Here is a 16,747-nt window from a genome sequence, read left to right as displayed (position 1 = left end):
CGAAGTTGTTCAGCCGGAGCCGAACAACCACCCCACGCCCCTGGCGAAGAGCACGTCCACACCGGCCACGAACGCCACCATGACGCTGACGAACACCAGCACCACGAGGGTGTAGGTCGCCAGTGCCTTGCGCGTCGGCCAGATGACCTTGCGCAGTTCGGCGACGACCTCGCGCAGGAAGCGTCCGATCTTCCGGAACAGCGAAACCCGACCCTGCCGACCGTCCCGCGATGGGGTCGGCCGACCCTTCGACTCAGTTGTGCGCGCCGAGCCGGATCCCGAAGAACCCGACTCGCCGGACCGGCCCTTGCGGCCGGTCGGACGGGAGGCCCGGCGCTCGCGCCGCGCCGCGGCGCTGGACGGACGGTTCGCGTCGTCGCGCGCTCCGTCCTGCCCCTGCTCGCGGTCCTCGCTCACGCCCATCCTCCGCTCACCGTCGCATCGACGCAGGGGCGACAGGACTTGAACCTGCAACCTGCGGTTTTGGAGACCGCTGCTCTGCCAATTGAGCTACACCCCTTTGGCGGTCCTGGATCTCGACCGCATTCGGGGACGCCCGGTACCGGCCCGGGAACAAAGTTCCAGGGTGTTCGGGCATCCCAGGTTCGAAAGTGTACGGCACGTCGACGACCTTGCTCCAACGGCACCCCCCGTGTCCGGCCGTGAACAACTCCACCGCTGGTGGGGAGCGTGTCGGGGGACACCCCGCATCTGCCAGGATTGCAGTCATGGCCGCACCTCAGACAGACCAACAGACTAAGGCGCGGGTGTCCGCGCGGATCGGCGGGATCAGCGAGTCCGCCACGCTGGCCGTGGATGCCAAGGCGAAGGCCCTCAAGGCCGCCGGGCGGCCGGTGATCGGGTTCGGCGCCGGTGAGCCGGACTTCCCGACGCCCCAGCCGATCGTGGCTGCCGCCATCGCCGCCTGCTCGGACCCGAAGAACCACCGCTACAGCCCCGCGGCCGGTCTGCCCGAGCTGCGCGAGGCCATCGCGACGAAGACCCTGCGCGATTCCGGCTACACCGTGCAGCCCAGCCAGGTGCTGGTGACCAACGGTGGCAAGCAGGCCGTCTACCAGGCGTTCCAGACGCTGATCGATCCGGGCGACGAGGTCCTGCTGCCCGCCCCGTACTGGACCACCTATCCCGAGGCCATCACCCTGCCGGGTGGTGTTCCGGTGGTGGTGCCCGCCGACGAGTCGACCGGCTACCTGGTCTCCGTCGAGCAGCTGGAGGCCGCGCGGACCCCGCGCACCAAGGTGCTGCTGTTCAACTCGCCGTCCAACCCGACCGGCGCCATCTACCCGCCCGAGCAGGTCGAAGCGATCGGCCGGTGGGCCGTCGAGCACGGCATCTGGGTGATCACCGACGAGATCTACGAGCACCTGGTCTACGGCGACGCCCGGCACGTGTCGATGCCCGTCGTGGTGCCGGAGCTCGCCGACACCTGCGTGGTGCTCAACGGGGTCGCCAAGACCTACGCGATGACCGGCTGGCGGGTGGGCTGGATGATCGGCCCGTCGGATGTCATCAAGGCCGCCGCGAACCTGCAGTCGCACCTGTCCTCCAACGTCGCCAACGTCGCGCAGCGGGCTGCGCTGGAGGCCGTCAGCGGCTCGCTGGACGCGGTCGCGGAGATGCGCTCGGCGTTCGACCGGCGCCGCCGCAAGATCGTCGAGCTGCTCTCGGCGATCCCCGGTGTCAGCTGCCCCGAGCCGCAGGGCGCGTTCTACGCCTACCCGTCGGTGAAGGAACTGCTGGGCAAGGAGATCCGCGGCGTCCGCCCGCAGACCAGCGTTGAGCTGGCCGCGCTGATCCTGGAGCAAGCCGAGGTGGCGGTGGTGCCGGGCGAGGCCTTCGGCACCCCGGGTTACTTCCGGCTCTCCTACGCCCTGGGCGACGAAGACCTGGTCACCGGCGTGACCCGGATGGCGGACCTGCTCGGCGAAGCCAAGTAGCCCACGCACGCACCACCAGCGGCCCGTCCCCCACGGAGGCGGGCCGCTGCACTATCTCCTGATCCGACGACTGCCCCAACCACCCACCGACGCTCCCGCCCAAAACCCCAAACCCACCACGGGTTCACCCGATGAGGTCGAGGTGAAGGGCACCTTTTACCAAGTAAGTTGGCGAAAGGTGCCCTTCACCTCTCACCCGAATAGGAACCTGCCGGTCGGGAGCAGTGGTTGTGCTCGTGCTTCGGAGGTCAGTCGGGGAGGCGGACGGTGGCGGTGGCGCCGCCGAGGACGCCTTGATCGGCGCTGCGGGTCGTGATGTTGACCTTGACGGTGCCATCTTCGTTCTTCGCCGCGACCTTGCCGGACACCTCGACCAGCGCGCCGGTGTCGTCGTCGGGCACCACGACGGGCCGGGTGAACCGCACGCCGTAGTGCAGGATCGCCCCCGGGTCGCCGGTCCACTCGCTGACCAGCCGACCGGCGACGGCCATGGTGAGCATGCCGTGCGCGATCACGTCGGGCAGCCCGACCTCGGTGGCGAACCGCTGGTTCCAGTGGATCGGGTTGAAGTCGCCGGACGCGCCCGCATAGCGGACCAGGTCAGCGCGGGTGAGTGGAACGCTCAGCCCCGGCAGCTGATCGCCGACGGCGACTTCGGACATCCGCACCGCCACGCGTCCTCCTCGACCCTGCGGAACCGGTCGGCCCTCGTCACTCATGACGCCTCCGTGCTTTGCGGGACACCCGCACCCGGTCGGCTCTCACGAGCGAAACTGACGCAATTATCGCTCATGACGCCACTGTGCTTTGCGGGACACCCGCACCCGGTCGGCTCTCACGAGCGAAGCTGACGCAATTATCGCTCATGACGCCTCCGTGGCGTCCGCTGTGCCGCGGGCGACCAGCATCGCTTTGGCGGTGCACACCGGTTCGCCCTCGACGGTGCCGATCTCCGCCCGCACCGTCAGGAAGTCGTTGCCCGCGCGGGCTTTGATGTCATCCACGTGCGCCACGGCGACGAGCCGATCACCGGCCCGGATCGGCCGGTGGTGGGTGAACTCCTGCTGGCCGTGCACCACGCGGCTGTAGTCCAGGCCCAGCTGCGGGTCGTCGACGATCGCATCGTGCGCGGCCATGGACAGGATCACCGCGAAGGTCGGCGGCGCGATGACCTCCGGGTAGCCCGCGGCCTTGGCGGCCTCCGGGTCGCGGTACAGCGGCGAGTCGTCCTTGATCGCCGCGGCGAACTCGCGGATCTTCTCCCGACCGACTTCGTACGGCGCGGTGGGCGGGTACTCACGTCCGATGAATGACTGGTCAAGCGGCACGCCAGCAGGCTACCGGACCAGGAGAGGCACCCTTCACCAAGTTAGCGGGTGCGCGGGTTGGTTTGCGTGGCGGTGCGGGCAGCGGAACCTCAGAGGCCTCCTAGACTCCGGGATCCCCGACATCATGCATGTCCGGGCTGCTGAGGCCACCCCTGCGTTGACGCGAACGCACTTCAGCCCGCCTCCCAAGATCGGGGACGGGCTGCAAGGCTGGATTGATCAGACCGAGAAGGCCGCCCACGGAAGGCGCCAACGAAACTCGGCTACCCCACCGTGGGGGTTTGGGGGCTCGGCCCCAAGCTGACACTCTGACCGAGACCCGGCGAAACGCGAGCAGGGTCAGGCCGCTTGGTCAGCGGGTTTCCTTGTGCAGCTTGTGCGTACCGCAGTTCGGGCAGAACTTCTTCATCTCCAACCGGTCCGGGTTGTTGCGCCGGTTCTTGTTGGTGATGTAGTTGCGGTGCTTGCACTCCTCGCACGCCAGCGTGATCTTGGGTCGGACGTCTGTGGCGGCCACGGGGGTGCCTTTCTGTCTCGGTCTTGCCTCGGAACGGTTCGCTTGAGATCCGCGCGAACCCGTGACTGGTAGCGGTGGCCGGACTTGAACCGGCGACACAGCGATTATGAGCCGCTTGCTCTACCGACTGAGCTACACCGCCATGCTGGGACCTTCGGCGCACGCACCGGGCGTCTCAGCAGACGCAGGACGTCCCACGCAGAACAGCCACAGCACCCAGTTTACCGAGCACCGCGGCTGCCTTTCGAGCCCCAATACGGAATCGAACCGTAGACCTTCTCCTTACCATGGAGACGCTCTGCCGACTGAGCTATTGGGGCGTGCCCTTGCGGAGCGATTAGAACTTTACACAACCGCCCGAGCCGCTCCCAAGCCGGGGGGTCGCTGCGGCGAAAAGCCTGGTCACTAGCGGGTTTTCGGCCCAAGTCGGGCCATCTTCGGCAGGTGCGACGACCAAGTACGTGTTCAGTGCAGCAGTGTGAGCACCGTCTCGGAACGGGTTCCGCGATCGCGCTTGGTGCGGGCCTGCAACCAGGCCTCGAACCGCTCCTCGGAAAGCGGCCGGGAGATCAGGTAGCCCTGCGCGACGTCGCAGCCCATCTCGACAAGCTGATCGCGCGCCGCGTCGTCCTCCACGCCCTCGGCGACCACCACCAGGTCCAGCGAGTGCCCGAGCTCGACGATCGAGCGGACCACCGCCATGTCGCCGAGATCGGTGCCCATGCCGAGCACGAAGCTCTTGTCGATCTTCACCTCGTCCACCGGCAGCTGGCGCAGGTAGGCCAGCGAGGAGTACCCGGTGCCGAAGTCGTCCACCGCGAGCACCACGCCGATCGCGTGCAGGCGGCGCAGCACCGGCATGGCGCGCTCCTGATCGGCCATCACGCTGGACTCGGTCAGCTCGAAGGTGAGCAGCTCCGGCGGGATGTCGTGGCGCAGCAGGGCCTCGCCGACCCGGTCCGGGAACGTCTCGTCGGCCAGGTTGCGCACCGACAGGTTCACCGCCACCGACATCCGCAGGCCCCGGTCGAGCCACTGCCGGATCTTGACCAGCGCGCACTCCATGACGAACGAGGTCAGCGCGTCGACCAGCCCGGTCGCCTCGACCAGCGGCACGAACTCGTCCGGATCCAGTCGCCCGAACTCCGGGTGCGACCAGCGCACCAGTGCCTCGGCACCGACCACCTGGCGGGCGGGCAGCGCGACCTTCGGCTGGTAGTGCACCTCGACGTGACCGGAGTCCAGCGCCTGCCGGAACTGGGTGACCAGCTGGAACCGGCGCAGGAAGACCTGGCCCATCGCGGGGGCGTAGCCGCGCACGCCGTCCTCGCCGTTGCGGGCGGCGCGCACCGCGACGTCGGCGCGCTGCAGCAGGGTGTCGATGTCGGTCTCGCATTCGCCGTCCGCCGGGGCGGACGAGGCGTACCCGGCGATACCGGCCGCCTCCACCACGATCCGGTCCAGCGGGTACGGCTTGGCGATCACCTCGCGCAGGTGCTGGGCGAACTCGTGCGCCTGCGCTTCGCTGTGGTCCAGCAGCAGCACCGCGAAGGAGTTCGCCTCCAGCCGGGCCAGCGGGGCATCGCCGAGTTCTTCGCGCATCCGCTGCCCGGCGGCGACGATCATCCGGTCGCCCCAGGTGTAGCCGAGGGCCTCGCTGACCGTGGTGAGCACGTCGAGATCCACCCGCAGCACGACCGCGGTGCGACCGTTGCGCAGCTCCTCGGCCGCCATCTCGCGGAATCCGGTGCGGTTGAGCAGCCCGGTCAACGGGTCGTGGTAGGCGTCGTGGCGCAACCGGGCGAGCAGTCGGCGGTTGTCCATCGCGGTCGCCAGGTGGCTGGCCAGGGTGTGCAGCAGTCGCACGTCGGCCCGACCGAAGCCGCGCCAGCGGCTGACCCGGTCGTGCACTTCGGCGGCACCGAGCAGCTGGCTCGCCCCGCGCAGCGGCACGACCAGCGCCTCGTACGCCCCGCGCTGGCGCAGTGCCCGGCGCACCTCTTCGGGCGCCTCCAGCGTCCGGAACGAACGCACGTGGCTGCCCGGCAGTTGCAGCAGCGGATCATCGCGCAGCGCCGACGGCGCGGCCTGCTCCGCCGACTCCGGCAGCGGCTCGCCCGCGACCAGCGTGCTGACCTCACCGCTGGGGTCCAGTCGCAACCGCAGCACCACTCGTGTCGCGTTGAGCTGTTCCCGGATCCGCTCGGCGACCGGCTCCCACTCGCTGACCGAGTCCTCGGGTTCGACCGCGACGGAGTCGGACCGCCCGTGCGGCGCGATCTGCCCGGAGCGCGCCACGCTGAGGCTGACGTCGCTGAGCGCCTCCAGGTCGCGCTGCTCGCGCAGCAGACCGGAGTAGGCCCGGTACAGGCCGATCACGGCGGCCCCGACCAGCGCCACCAGCAGCCAACCCCACAGCGTGCTGATCGCGACCTCGTAGCCGATCAGACCGACCGAGGTGTTGAGCAGGCCGACGGCCAGCGTGCGCACCGCGAGCCGCGCCCCGGCCGAAACCCGCATCGCGCCGCCCAGCACGTGCAGCGCGGCGAGCGCGAAGCCGCAGCTGATCAGCGGCGAGGTGAGGGTGCCGATGACCGGGCCGAACCAGTCGGGCGCGACCCCGATGAGCGCCTGGTTGACCACGCCTGCCACCGCGAACGGCACCGCGATCTCCAGGCACAGCACACCGGCGTTGTAGACCACGTGGGTCGCCGCGCGGCGGCCGACCTGCGCGCCGAGTCCGGCCAGCAGGTTCGCCGCGAGCACGACCTCGAACGGCGCCGTCAGCAGGCCGATCAGCAGCGGGATCTCGGTGAACGAGATGGTCCAGCCGACCCGCTTCACGTCGACGTCGATGGTCAGCTGCTCGGCCAGCAGGAAGCCCATGGCCAGCAGCGGTCCGATGAACAGCAGGTTGGAGCTGTAGTGGAACGGCAACCACGCCGAGGTCGCCACGGAGGCGAGCGCGCCGACGGCGAGCACCACCAACGAGAAGCCGGTGAACATCCGGCGCCGCACCGGATCAACCTCGGCGCGCACCGGCGGGCGGGCGGTCTCCAGGCCGGAATGCGGACCGAGGGAGCGGTGACGCTCGATCATCCACGCTCCTCCCCACCCGGTGGCACGGTCGTGCCACACAGTTGCCGTGGCGATCGTGACGCACGACAGCGCGGTTGGCCAGGGGCGAATGGCCCCCGTTGCATATGCCGGACGCACTCATTCCCGTTGCTGCGCGTGGTCCGGCACGCCATCCTTGCCGAGCGCCGCGAGTTGACCTGCGGAAACCGCACCCACCACGTCGAGCACCAAGACTGGTTGGCCTTGCTGCGGCTTGCCCAGGATTTTGTGACGATCGCCGCAGCAACGACTTGGCACCAACACGGTACGCAACCGGCGTGAACGGACTGTTACTGCTGCAACCCGAACTCGTCCAGGAAATCCCGGATCGCCCGGTCCAGGTCGGCCAGCCCCGACTCCTCCACCGGCAGGTGCCCGGCACCGCGCAGCGGCGCGAACCGCGCGGGTGCGGCGAGCCGGTCGAAGAACTGCCGGGACAGCAGCGGTGGCGTCCACCGGTCCTCCGCGGGGTGCGCCAGCAGCAGCGGCGGTCCGGTGAAGCGCTCCGGAGGCACCGCCGGTGGAGTGGTCAGGCAGCTGCGGGCGAAGGTGAGCGTGAGCCAACTGCCGCCGCCGATGGTGTCGGCCCACACGAGGTTGGCGAACTGGGCGTGGTTGGACACCGCGGCGATGTTGGCCAACCAGTGCACCGGCACCCTGGTCATGCCCAGCGGTTTCGCGATCAGCGCCAGCAACCCGACCCACTTCGCCATTTCCGGCCGGGCGGCCAGCCGTCGCCGAACCTCGTCGCGGCGCGGATCGGCCAGGCAGGTGGCGATCACCCCGGCCACCGCGCCGTCGGCGCGCGCGGCGACGTCGTAGGCCAGTCGGCCGCCGGTGCTGATGCCCAGCAGCACGATCGGCCGGTCGTCGCGGGCCCGCTCGGCGTCGATCAGGTCCAGCACGCAGGCCAGCCAGTCCCGGTAGGTGACCGCGCGCCGACCGGCGCCGGTGAGACCGAAGCCGGGCAGGTCGGGGGCGATGAATTCGAGGTCCACCAGCGACGGCAGTCGCCCGTAGGGGGCGAGCATTCGGCCGTAAGTGCCGACTCCGTGCAGTGCGATCAGCTTCGTCGGTGCGTTCGGCCGTGCGACGCGGTCGACGTGCACCGACATGCCGCGCCACGGCCACCACTGCTCGGCGGGCGCGTTGTCCGCGGTGAGCCGAAGCGCTCCCGGGAAGAAGTCCTGGTAACGAAGCCAGTAGAGCTGATCGCGGTAGCCAGGACCGACGGCGGCGGCGGACCCTTGAGTGGATGGAGCGCTCGAAGGCACCCTTCGAACATACGGATCGGACCGAACGATGCGCATCAGCCAACAGCAGGCACGTACCTGGTTCGAGCAGGCGCGGTCAGCGCACCTGGCCACCGCCGACGAGGTGGGGCGACCGCACCTGGTGCCGGTGGTGTTCGCGATGCGCGGGACGGTGCTCGGCACCGCGATCGACCACAAGCCCAAGAGCACCACGAACCTCAGGCGGCTGCGCAACATCGCCGAGAATCCGCAGGTCGCGCTGCTCGTCGACCACTACGAGGACGACTGGTCGCGGCTGTGGTGGGTGCGCGCCGACGGCGACGCGGTGCTGGCCGAAGCGGGCGATCATCCGGACCTGCTGGCGGCCCTGGTGGCGAAGTACCCGCAGTACCAGCGCAATCCGCCGACCGGCACCTTGATCGTGATCCAAGTCACCCGATGGACGGGCTGGTCAGCCGCGAGATCGTGATCTCCTCATCCGCCCCAGTCACTCCAAACCCGTTCGGAGAACGGCGCTTACGGGTGTTTGCGTTCTAGGTGGACTACGTCCGAATCGAGGTCGAGGGGACCGCCTGCCTCGCGGTCGTCCTCCTTGACGACCTCCACCCAGGCCAGCTGTTCGAGCTGGTGCCTGGCTCCGGCGCTGAACAGGCCCTCGATGCCCAACGCCACCGCGGCGCTCCCGCCCGGCTCGGCAGATCCCGGCGCGGCGGACGGCGGCGCGGCACGCAGCTCCTGCCGCCGCTTCGCACGACCTGCTCGATCAATGGCCACACCACAAGGCTAGCCGGGCGTTGCCGCTGTTGGCCGATGCTGCCGTCAATGCGCCAAGTGCGCTCCTGGCGCGTCGCGTAGGCTGCCCAGCCGTGGCCGATCCGTATTTCGTCCTGATCAGCACCTCGGAACTCGCGGATCTGGCGAGCGCATTGGATGTCGTGGACGGGCACGCCGACCTCGGCGACCGCTACCGCAAGCTGATCGCGGATTCGCGGCGGACCATGGCCGACGACGAGATCCGCCTCACCCAGGCCCGCGGTCTGGCGAAACGGCTGATGGTACTGGTCAAAGCCGCCGGGCCGAACTTCCGCGAAGAACTGCCCGATGCGGCCCGCGCCGAACTCGACCGCGGCCTCGCGCAGGCCAACGCACTCGTCTTCCACCCCGAGCAGGATTGAGCCCGACCGCGCAACCCCCTTCGGAAGCCGGTCGCTGTCGGTATGTATTCTTTTCACGCAAGCCGGGTTGCCCGAGTGGCCAAAGGGAGCTGACTGTAAATCAGCCGCGCAAGCTTCGGAGGTTCGAATCCTTCACCCGGCACTCAGCCAGAAACGGCCTCCTGACCAACGCTGATTTGGTCGGGGGCCTTTTGCGTCGATCTCCCTGTCTTCCCATGTGCTGTGTCTTCACGTGTGCCGACTTTCCGGCCGACAGCTTGCAACCGGATGCGGCCAGGATCAAACCGCTCCGGTGGCGCGGCACGAGGGCGGTCCGGCCGAGCCTGCCGGGTATTCCTGGAGGGGAACGAGGTTCCTCGACCAAGCGGACATTACCGGTGCCAGGACGCGCCAAGCCGCTTCGGCCTCGTCGCCCCGGATGGACAGGGCGGGATTCCCGGTGAGCACGTCGAGCAGCAGCCGACCGTACGGCGGCAGGTCGGGTGGCATCATCTGGGCGGTCAGTCTGAGCGGCGCGAACGTGCGTGTCTGGGAGCCCGTGCCGGTCAGATCCAGTGCCAGGCTCTCCGGTTCAAGTCCGAATCGGAGGACGTTGGGCAGCACTTCGCCGCGGTGACCGGCAGGCACGTGGGGCACGGGCCGGAAGCGCACCGTGACCTCCTTGTGGTCCCGGTTGAGCGCTTTTCCGCTGCGGAGCCGGAAAGTCGTTCCCGACCAGCGCCGACTGTCGAGTTCCAGTTCGACCTCGGCGAAGGTCTCGGTACCGCGATCCGGGTCCACGCCTTGCTCGTCGACGTAGGCGGGAACCTCGTGGCCATCGGTCCGGCCGGCCAGGTAACGGGCCCGGCGGGTGCGGTGCCGGACATCCGCGTCGGTGAGGGGCCGCACCGAGCGCAGCACATCGACCTTCCGGTCGCGCAGGTCGCGTTCGCCGAAGCTGTTCGGTGGCTCCATCGCTACCAGGCACAGCACTTGCAGGAGGTGGTTTTGCACCATGTCCTTGAGCGCCCCAGCGCTGTCGTAGTACCCGGCCCTGCCTTCGAGCGCGAGGCATTCGTCCCAGGTGATCTCCACCTCGGCGATGTGTTCGCTGTTCCAGAGCGGCTCGAACATGCGGTTCGCGAGTCGACTGCCGAGCACGTTCTCGACGGTGGCCATGGCCAGGAAGTGGTCCACCCGGAAAACCGCGTCCTCGGGCACGACGTCGGCGAGCAGCCGGTTCAGCTCCACCGCGCTGTCCAGGTCGTCGCCGAACGGTTTCTCCAACACGATTCGGCTACCCGCTGGCAGGCCCGCGCGGTCGAGCGCGGAAACCGCTGGGCCGAATAGCGCCGGGGGAAGGGCGAGGTAGACGGCGAGGGGCTCAGCACCGGCGATGACCGACGCGACGTCGCCGGTGTCGGTGACATCGGCCCGCTGAAAGCGCGCCGCGGCTGCGACCGCGTGTCTGGCGTCGGCCGACGCGGCGCCGCCGTAATTTTCGAGTTGGGTAGCAACCCAGGATCGGAACTGCTCGCTTTCCCAGTGGCTGCGGTCGGCGCAGGTCAACTGGAACTGATCGCCGAGATGCCCTGCCGCGCGCAGTGCGGCCAGTCCAGGCAGCAGGTAGCGCGCGCTGAGGTCACCGGTGCCGCCGAAGATGGCAATGCGATCGATCATTGGATCCCCGCCTCCGCTCGCGCGAGGTTCACGCCGCTGACGATGATGCCGATGTGGCTGAACGCCTGCGGGAAGTTGCCGATGAATTCGCCGGTCGACGGGTCGATCTGCTCCGACAGCAGTCCGAGTGGGCTCGCCCTGGCGCACAGCGAGGCGTAGAGCTGTTCGGCTTCTTCGACGCGGCCTTGGCGTGCCAGGTTGTCGACCAGCCAGAAGCTGCACAGCACGAAGGCGCCTTCGTCGCCGGGAAGGCCATCGGTGGACTGGTCGTGCAGGTAGCGGTGGAGCAGGCCGTTGCCAGCGGAGAGCCGCTTGGCGATGGCGTCCGTGGTGGCCACCATGCGCGGGTGGTCAGCGGGGACGATCTGGCGCAGCGGAAGCGCGAGCAGGCTCGCGTCCAGGCTGCCGCCCCCGTCGAGGTGTTCGCACAAGGTCTGCGCGTCCTCGTCCCAGGACTCGTTCAGAATGAGCTGGCGCAGGAGTTTGAGAGTGATGGCGGCACGCCGAACCAAGGACTCCTCGGGACCGCTGTAGCGGAAATGCGCCATCCAACGGCGCCACGCGTCAGCGGTGTCCGTCAGCATCGTCTCGGCGTCGAACCGGTGGTGGCGGTGAAACCGCCCCCAGGACAGCACCAGATCGAGGCGCTCCCCCTGGTGCAGGTCATAGGTGCTCTCCAGGGCGGGCAACGGACGGTTGGAACGCAGGTGCAGGCGCAGGTCCGGCCGCCCGGCAACCCGCAACTCCAGCCCGCTGAACAGGGAACGCATCTGCACTCCGCCGCGCGGCCGCAGTTCCACCCGCAGGCGGACGTCGCCGTCGGTGACGACAGCGGAACGCACCAGCTCGGCCCGTTGTGCGGGAGTGTCGTCGGTGAGATCAGCACCCGAGCGCAGGGCCAGCGCGTCCGTGATGCGGACCCGGCCCCCGGCACTGGCCAGCTCGGTCGTCAAGACCGCCGTGTCCGGCTCGTAGCGCTGCCGGGCCTGCACCGCATCGTCCGGGGCGACGGTGAAATGCCCGCCTCTCGCGTGATCCAACAGACCGCAGAACAGCGGTTCGGAGTCGAACCTGGGCAGGCACAGCCACGGGATGGAACCATCGAGACCGACCAGCGCCGCCGTCGTGCCGTCGCCGACGAGACCGAGGTCCTCCAGCGGCAGGTAGCCGTCGTGCCGACGAAGGGGCCGAAACGGCGGATCGGGATCAAGCATGGGATGGCTCTCCGTTTCCCCGGCGCCAGCACGACGCGTCCTTGGTCTAGAAGGTGATCAGGACCTTTCGGAATGTTCCCCTTCTCCGCGCCCATGAATCCGGTGGAGAACATGTCCGCGCAATAAACGGCCGACTCGTCGGAAAAACCATCCGGTATTTTCCCCAGGTTGGCGTCAGCGTCGTTGACGTGGAAATACTCGGCGAAGACGCCGTCTTTGGTGTTCGCGAACTTGAATCCGCCGAGCGGCCCACCGGACTGCGACGGGTGCCCGTTCTGCGCGGCGCGACTTCCCCAGTCGGGAGTGATAGCACCGGCCAGGACACGGTCACCCGGGTGGAAGTCATCCACTCCGCTACCAACCTCGTGCACCACGCCGACCCCTTCGTGCCCGAGCGTCAGGTTCTCCCTGGGACCGATACCGCCTTTTACGGTGTGCGAATCCGATGTGCAGATGAGAGCGCTGGTCGTGCGCACGATTGCGTCACCCGGGCCGGCCCCGGCATGGGCTTGTCCATGAAACCGACCTGGCCGATCTTCTTCATCACGAAAGCTTTCATCCTCCCCCCTTTTCTGTCGACCCGTTGCGACCGACTGCGACAGGGCTCTCGTTCAAATCAACTCCCCCCACCAGTTTCCACCGCGCATGCGGTGAAGGAAAGAGACGAAGGTCCCCAGCAATACCCGCAGCTGGGCTGGCGGCGGCTACGCGTCGACCCGCACCATCACGCTGCCAGAACGCTCTGGCGACGTTTTCGGCTGAATGAATTGAGATTCGACCGCATGCCGCTGAAGAAAAGGAAAAGACCGATACTGTTCATCGAATCCGGGTGGTCAACCCACCGCACTCCGGCGGCTCGTGCTCAACGGTCAGGGCATGCCCGCACGTCGAGATCCCGCACGGCACCAGTCCTTCGCCGGGCGCGAAACGGCAACAGCGCGGGCCGAGTTTTTTTGCGCGCCTACCAGCTACCGGGGGCCGGTCGCCAGCGGGGGCCGGTAGCGTGTCGTCCGCGAAGTACACGCTGTTTCGGCTCAACAGGAGGTAGGACCCGTGGCAAACCCGTCCTTCGACGTGGTGAGCAAGGTGGACCACCAAGAGGTGGACAACGCGCTGAACCAGGCGGCCAAGGAGCTCGCCAACCGGTTCGACTTCCGCGGTACCGGCTCCAAGATCCAGTGGTCCGGGGACAACGCGGTCGTGCTGGAGTCGGAGACCGAGGAGCGTTGCAAGGCCGCGGTCGACGTCTTCAAGGAGAAGCTGATCAAGCGCGGGATTTCGCTGAAGGCGCTGGACTTCGGCGAACCAGCCAGCTCCGGCCAGCTCTACAAGGCCACCGGCAAGGTGGTGCAGGGCATCTCGCAGGACATCGCGAAGAAGATCACCAAGAAGATCCGCGACGAAGGCCCCAAAGGCGTGCAGGCCCAGATCCAGGGCGAGCAACTGCGGGTCTCCGGCAAGAAGAAGGACGACCTACAGGCCGTCATCCAACTGCTGAAGTCGAGCGACTTCGACGCAGCACTCCAATTCGAAAATTTCCGGTAACCCACCTCTGGAGGTATCCGGGTGAAGGGGATCGTGCTGGCCGGCGGCAGCGGGACGCGGTTGCACCCGCTGACCCAGGTCGTGTCGAAGCAGTTGTTGCCGGTGTACGACAAACCGATGGTCTACTACCCGGTGTCGGTGCTGATGCTGGCCGGCATCCGGGATGTGCTGCTCATCTCCACACCGGCCGACACCCCGCTGTTCCAGCGGCTGCTCGGCGACGGCTCCCAGTTCGGCATCCGGATCAGCTATGCCGAACAACCCGAGCCGAACGGGCTCGCCGAAGCCTTCGTGATCGGCGCGGACTTCGTCGGCGACGACTCGGTGGCGCTGGTGCTCGGCGACAACATCTTCTACGGGCAGGGTTTCTCGCGGATCCTCCAGCAGTGCGCGCGGGACCTCGACGGCTGCACGCTGTTCGGCTACCCGGTGCGCGATCCGCAGCGCTACGGCGTCGGTGAGCTGGCCGACGACGGCCGCCTGGTGTCCATTGTGGAGAAACCGGAGCAGCCGCGGTCCAACATGGCCATCACCGGTCTGTACTTCTACGACAACGACGTGGTGGACATCGCCAAGGGACTCACCCCGTCGGCGCGCGGCGAATTGGAGATCACCGACGTCAACCTCACCTACCTGGCGCAGGGACGCGCGCGGCTGACCGAACTCGGCCGGGGCTTCGCCTGGCTGGACACCGGCACCCACGACTCGCTCGTGGAGGCGTCGCAGTTCGTGCAGGTCTTGGAGCACCGGCAGGGCGTGCGGATCGCCTGCCTGGAGGAAATCGCGCTGCGGATGGGCTACATCACGGCCGATGCCTGCTACGAGCTCGGCCGCAAGCTCGCCAAGTCCGGCTACGGCGAGTACGTCATGGACGTCGCCCGCCGCTCCGGCGCCAGGTGACGTCGGATTCTCGCGAAATCGCGCTCGGTCATCAGGCCGGGGGAAGCTGGCGGCCCGCCATGCCCTCCAGGCGGCGGATCCGGTCGTGCATCGGCGGGTGGGTGGAGAACAGCCTGGCCAGCCGTTCGCCGGGGCGGAACGGGTTGGCGATCATCAGGTGCGACTGCGACACCAGCTGCGGATCCGGTGCCAGCGGCGCCTGCTGGGTGCCGAGCTCCAGCTTGCGCAGCGCGGACGCCAGCGCGAGCGGGTCGCCGGTCAGCTGCGCGCTCGACGCGTCGGCCTGGTATTCCCGGGAGCGGCTGACGGCCATCTGCACCACGGCCGCCGCGATCGGGCCCAGCAGCGCGACCAGCAGCAGCGCGAACGGGCTCGGGCGGTCGTCGTCCTGGCTGCCGAACATGCCGAAGAACAACCCGAAGTTGGCCAGGAAGGTGACCACGCTGGCCAACGCCCCGGCGACGCTGGAAATCAGGATGTCGCGGTTGTAGACGTGCGAGAGCTCGTGCCCGAGCACCGCGCGCAGTTCGCGCTCGCCCAGCAGTTCGAGGATCCCGCTCGTGCAGCACACGGCGGCGTTGCGCGGGTTGCGCCCGGTGGCGAAGGCGTTGGGGGCCCGGGTCGGGCTGATGTAGAGCGCGGGCATCGGCTGCCGGGCCGAGGTGGCCAGTTCCCGCACGATCCGGTACATCGCGGGCTGCTCGGCCTCCGACACCGGCCGGGCGCGCATCGCGCGCAGGGCCAGGTTGGCCGAGTTGAAGTACGCGTAGCCGTTCATGCCCAGCGCCACGACGAATGCGATGACCAGGCCGGTTCGACCGAAGATCGACCCGACCAGCAGCACCAACGCGCTCATGCCACCGAGCAGCAGCGCGGTTTTCAAACCGTTGACGTGACTGTGCACCGTGCCTGCCTCCGCCCAAGGGCTCGACCGGGCCTAACTGGCGAATCGGTCGGCCTCTCGTGACACCTTTCCACGTAATTCGAAGGTCACCCAGAAAACGACTGGGCGCGAGTCGTAGTTCCGCTGGACGGATGTGCTGAAGCCAACTACTTGAAAATCACACCAAGGCTTGCGCAGTGGCGCGACAAGCGCTGCGGCCGACAGCCCGCGGCGCACGCCCGGTCGGGGCTCGCAGCGACGAAGGGCGCCGATCAGCGCCCTTCGTGCTCCCCGTCACCCGTCATGCGTGCAGTTCGAGCGTGCAGCACTTCGGGCCGCCACCGGATTTCCGGAGCTCGGAAATGTCCAGCAGGATCGGTTCGTAGCCGCGGTCGACCAACTGCGCCGCGAGCCCGGTCGCCTCCATCGGCAGAACCACGTGCCGACCGTCGGACACGCCGTTGAGACCCAGGCAGGCGGCGTCCGCCGCGTCGGCGATCACGGCGTCCGGGAACATCCGCTCCAGCACGCGGCGCGATCCGGCGGAGAACGCCTGCGGGTAGTAGGCGATCTGCGCCCGCTCATCGCATGTCAGCACGAACAGCGAGGTGTCCAGGTGGTAGTAGCGCGGATCGACCAGCCGCAGCGACACCACCGGCACCCCGAGCACCTCTTGGGCCTCGGCGTGGGCTTCCGGGTCGGTGCGGAACCCGCTGCCCGCCAGCAGCACCGCACCGGTCCAGGCGAAATCACCCTCCGCCTCGTTGATCCGCGACGGCATGACCAGGTTCCGGTAGCCGCGGGTGGTGAACCAGCGCCGGAAGTGCTCGGCCTCGGCGGCGCGCTGCGGCGCGCGGAACCGGGCGCCCAGCACCCGGCCGCCGAGCACGGTCGCCGAGTTGGCCGCGAACACCATGTCCGGCAGGCCCGGCTGCGGTTCGACGACCTCGACGCGGTGCCCGAGCCGTTCGTAGGTGCGCTTCAGGGCCTCCCACTGGGTCATCGCCAGGTCGACGTCCACCGGCGTGCCCGGATCCATCCACGGGTTGATCGAGTACTCGACGGTGAAGTACTTGGGTGCGCACATCACGTAGCGCCGCGTGGTGGCCTTCGGCAACACGAGCGTTTCTACTGCCGGACCAGCGGTTACCGTCATGAATCGAAATCTATGTGCTGGATTGAGCAGCTATCAACAACG

Annotated in this window: 17 protein-coding genes, 4 tRNA genes and 1 pseudogene; 6 read left to right on the top strand and 16 right to left on the bottom strand. The window is 68.4% G+C overall.

What is annotated here, in order from left to right:
* Positions 1–9: 9 nt before the first annotated feature.
* Positions 10–417: a preprotein translocase subunit SecE gene (secE, locus tag ACTWQN_RS05220; RefSeq protein ID WP_443202169.1), complete on the bottom strand. Its 408-nt coding sequence runs from the start codon at positions 415–417 to the stop codon at positions 10–12.
* Between the two features lie 30 nt (positions 418–447).
* Positions 448–520: transfer RNA gene (locus ACTWQN_RS05215), tRNA-Trp, on the bottom strand.
* Between the two features lie 208 nt (positions 521–728).
* On the opposite strand from ACTWQN_RS05215, the gene ACTWQN_RS05210 reads away from it, so the two are divergent.
* Positions 729–1,958 (top strand): pyridoxal phosphate-dependent aminotransferase, encoded by a 1,230-nt coding sequence (locus tag ACTWQN_RS05210; protein WP_443202168.1) that lies wholly within the window; start codon positions 729–731, stop codon positions 1,956–1,958.
* A gap of 248 nt (positions 1,959–2,206) precedes the next feature.
* Here the strand turns inward: ACTWQN_RS05210 and ACTWQN_RS05205 are convergent, their stop codons facing one another.
* From ACTWQN_RS05205 to ACTWQN_RS05170, 8 genes are all read right to left on the bottom strand, one after another.
* Entirely contained in the window at positions 2,207–2,677 is a 471-nt protein-coding gene (locus ACTWQN_RS05205) for a MaoC family dehydratase (protein ID WP_443202167.1), read from the bottom strand.
* 144 nt (positions 2,678–2,821) lie between these two features.
* Positions 2,822–3,286 (bottom strand): MaoC family dehydratase N-terminal domain-containing protein, encoded by a 465-nt coding sequence (locus tag ACTWQN_RS05200; protein WP_443202166.1) that lies wholly within the window; start codon positions 3,284–3,286, stop codon positions 2,822–2,824.
* A gap of 352 nt (positions 3,287–3,638) precedes the next feature.
* Complete coding sequence (rpmG, locus tag ACTWQN_RS05195; protein WP_179718271.1) at positions 3,639–3,803, bottom strand: 50S ribosomal protein L33; 165 nt, start codon at positions 3,801–3,803, stop codon at positions 3,639–3,641.
* 66 nt (positions 3,804–3,869) lie between these two features.
* Positions 3,870–3,945 (bottom strand) — tRNA-Met (locus ACTWQN_RS05190).
* 105 nt (positions 3,946–4,050) lie between these two features.
* Positions 4,051–4,123, bottom strand: a tRNA-Thr gene (locus tag ACTWQN_RS05185).
* A 145-nt stretch (positions 4,124–4,268) separates the two neighbouring features.
* Positions 4,269–6,902 (bottom strand): putative bifunctional diguanylate cyclase/phosphodiesterase, encoded by a 2,634-nt coding sequence (locus ACTWQN_RS05180; RefSeq protein WP_443202165.1) that lies wholly within the window; start codon positions 6,900–6,902, stop codon positions 4,269–4,271.
* A gap of 117 nt (positions 6,903–7,019) precedes the next feature.
* Positions 7,020–7,193 carry a hypothetical protein gene (locus tag ACTWQN_RS05175; RefSeq protein ID WP_443202164.1) on the bottom strand — a complete coding sequence of 58 codons (174 nt, stop codon included), beginning with the start codon at positions 7,191–7,193 and terminating at the stop codon, positions 7,020–7,022.
* Between the two features lie 17 nt (positions 7,194–7,210).
* Positions 7,211–8,194 (bottom strand): alpha/beta hydrolase, encoded by a 984-nt coding sequence (locus ACTWQN_RS05170; protein WP_443202163.1) that lies wholly within the window; start codon positions 8,192–8,194, stop codon positions 7,211–7,213.
* A gap of 28 nt (positions 8,195–8,222) precedes the next feature.
* Here ACTWQN_RS05170 and ACTWQN_RS05165 point away from each other — a divergent pair, with 28 nt between their 5' ends.
* Complete coding sequence (locus ACTWQN_RS05165) at positions 8,223–8,642, top strand: TIGR03668 family PPOX class F420-dependent oxidoreductase (protein WP_443202162.1); 420 nt, start codon at positions 8,223–8,225, stop codon at positions 8,640–8,642.
* A 47-nt stretch (positions 8,643–8,689) separates the two neighbouring features.
* Here ACTWQN_RS05165 and ACTWQN_RS05160 read toward each other — a convergent pair whose 3' ends face one another.
* Positions 8,690–8,947 (bottom strand): hypothetical protein, encoded by a 258-nt coding sequence (locus tag ACTWQN_RS05160; protein ID WP_443202161.1) that lies wholly within the window; start codon positions 8,945–8,947, stop codon positions 8,690–8,692.
* A 92-nt stretch (positions 8,948–9,039) separates the two neighbouring features.
* Between ACTWQN_RS05160 and ACTWQN_RS05155 the strand changes: the two genes are divergently transcribed.
* Both ACTWQN_RS05155 and ACTWQN_RS05150 read left to right on the top strand, forming a co-directional pair.
* Positions 9,040–9,348 carry a hypothetical protein gene (locus tag ACTWQN_RS05155; protein WP_443202160.1) on the top strand — a complete coding sequence of 103 codons (309 nt, stop codon included), beginning with the start codon at positions 9,040–9,042 and terminating at the stop codon, positions 9,346–9,348.
* A 61-nt stretch (positions 9,349–9,409) separates the two neighbouring features.
* Positions 9,410–9,490, top strand: a tRNA-Tyr gene (locus ACTWQN_RS05150).
* 137 nt (positions 9,491–9,627) lie between these two features.
* Here ACTWQN_RS05150 and ACTWQN_RS05145 read toward each other — a convergent pair.
* The 3 genes and pseudogenes from ACTWQN_RS05145 to ACTWQN_RS05135 all read right to left on the bottom strand — a co-directional run.
* Positions 9,628–11,007, bottom strand: coding sequence for a glucose-6-phosphate dehydrogenase (locus ACTWQN_RS05145; protein WP_443202159.1), 1,380 nt, complete (start codon positions 11,005–11,007; stop codon positions 9,628–9,630).
* Positions 11,004–12,221, bottom strand: coding sequence for a glycoside hydrolase family 15 protein (locus tag ACTWQN_RS05140; protein ID WP_443202158.1), 1,218 nt, complete (start codon positions 12,219–12,221; stop codon positions 11,004–11,006). Before ACTWQN_RS05140 ends, ACTWQN_RS05145 begins: the two co-directional genes overlap by 4 nt.
* A gap of 164 nt (positions 12,222–12,385) precedes the next feature.
* Positions 12,386–12,823, bottom strand: a pseudogene (locus ACTWQN_RS05135) (alcohol dehydrogenase catalytic domain-containing protein); the annotation flags it as partial.
* Positions 12,824–13,274: 451 nt separating this feature from the next.
* On the opposite strand from ACTWQN_RS05135, the gene ACTWQN_RS05130 reads away from it, so the two are divergent.
* On the top strand, positions 13,275–13,766 hold the full coding sequence (locus ACTWQN_RS05130) for a YajQ family cyclic di-GMP-binding protein (RefSeq protein ID WP_443202157.1): 492 nt from the start codon (positions 13,275–13,277) through the stop codon (positions 13,764–13,766).
* Between the two features lie 21 nt (positions 13,767–13,787).
* Positions 13,788–14,666: a glucose-1-phosphate thymidylyltransferase RfbA gene (rfbA, locus tag ACTWQN_RS05125; RefSeq protein WP_443202156.1), complete on the top strand. Its 879-nt coding sequence runs from the start codon at positions 13,788–13,790 to the stop codon at positions 14,664–14,666.
* Between the two features lie 31 nt (positions 14,667–14,697).
* Here rfbA and htpX read toward each other — a convergent pair whose 3' ends face one another.
* Together htpX and ddaH are read right to left on the bottom strand one after the other, a co-directional pair.
* A complete protein-coding gene (gene htpX, locus ACTWQN_RS05120) occupies positions 14,698–15,570 on the bottom strand; it encodes a zinc metalloprotease HtpX (protein ID WP_443202155.1) in 873 nt (290 codons plus the stop codon).
* Positions 15,571–15,850: 280 nt separating this feature from the next.
* Entirely contained in the window at positions 15,851–16,705 is an 855-nt protein-coding gene (gene ddaH / locus ACTWQN_RS05115; RefSeq protein ID WP_443202154.1) for a dimethylargininase, read from the bottom strand.
* Positions 16,706–16,747: the final 42 nt, after the last annotated feature.

It is taken from the genome of Saccharopolyspora antiqui, from assembly GCF_052246905.1.
In the GTDB taxonomy this organism is placed as follows: Bacteria; Actinomycetota; Actinomycetes; order Mycobacteriales; family Pseudonocardiaceae; genus Saccharopolyspora.
This window is presented reverse-complemented; position numbering and strand designations above follow the sequence as displayed.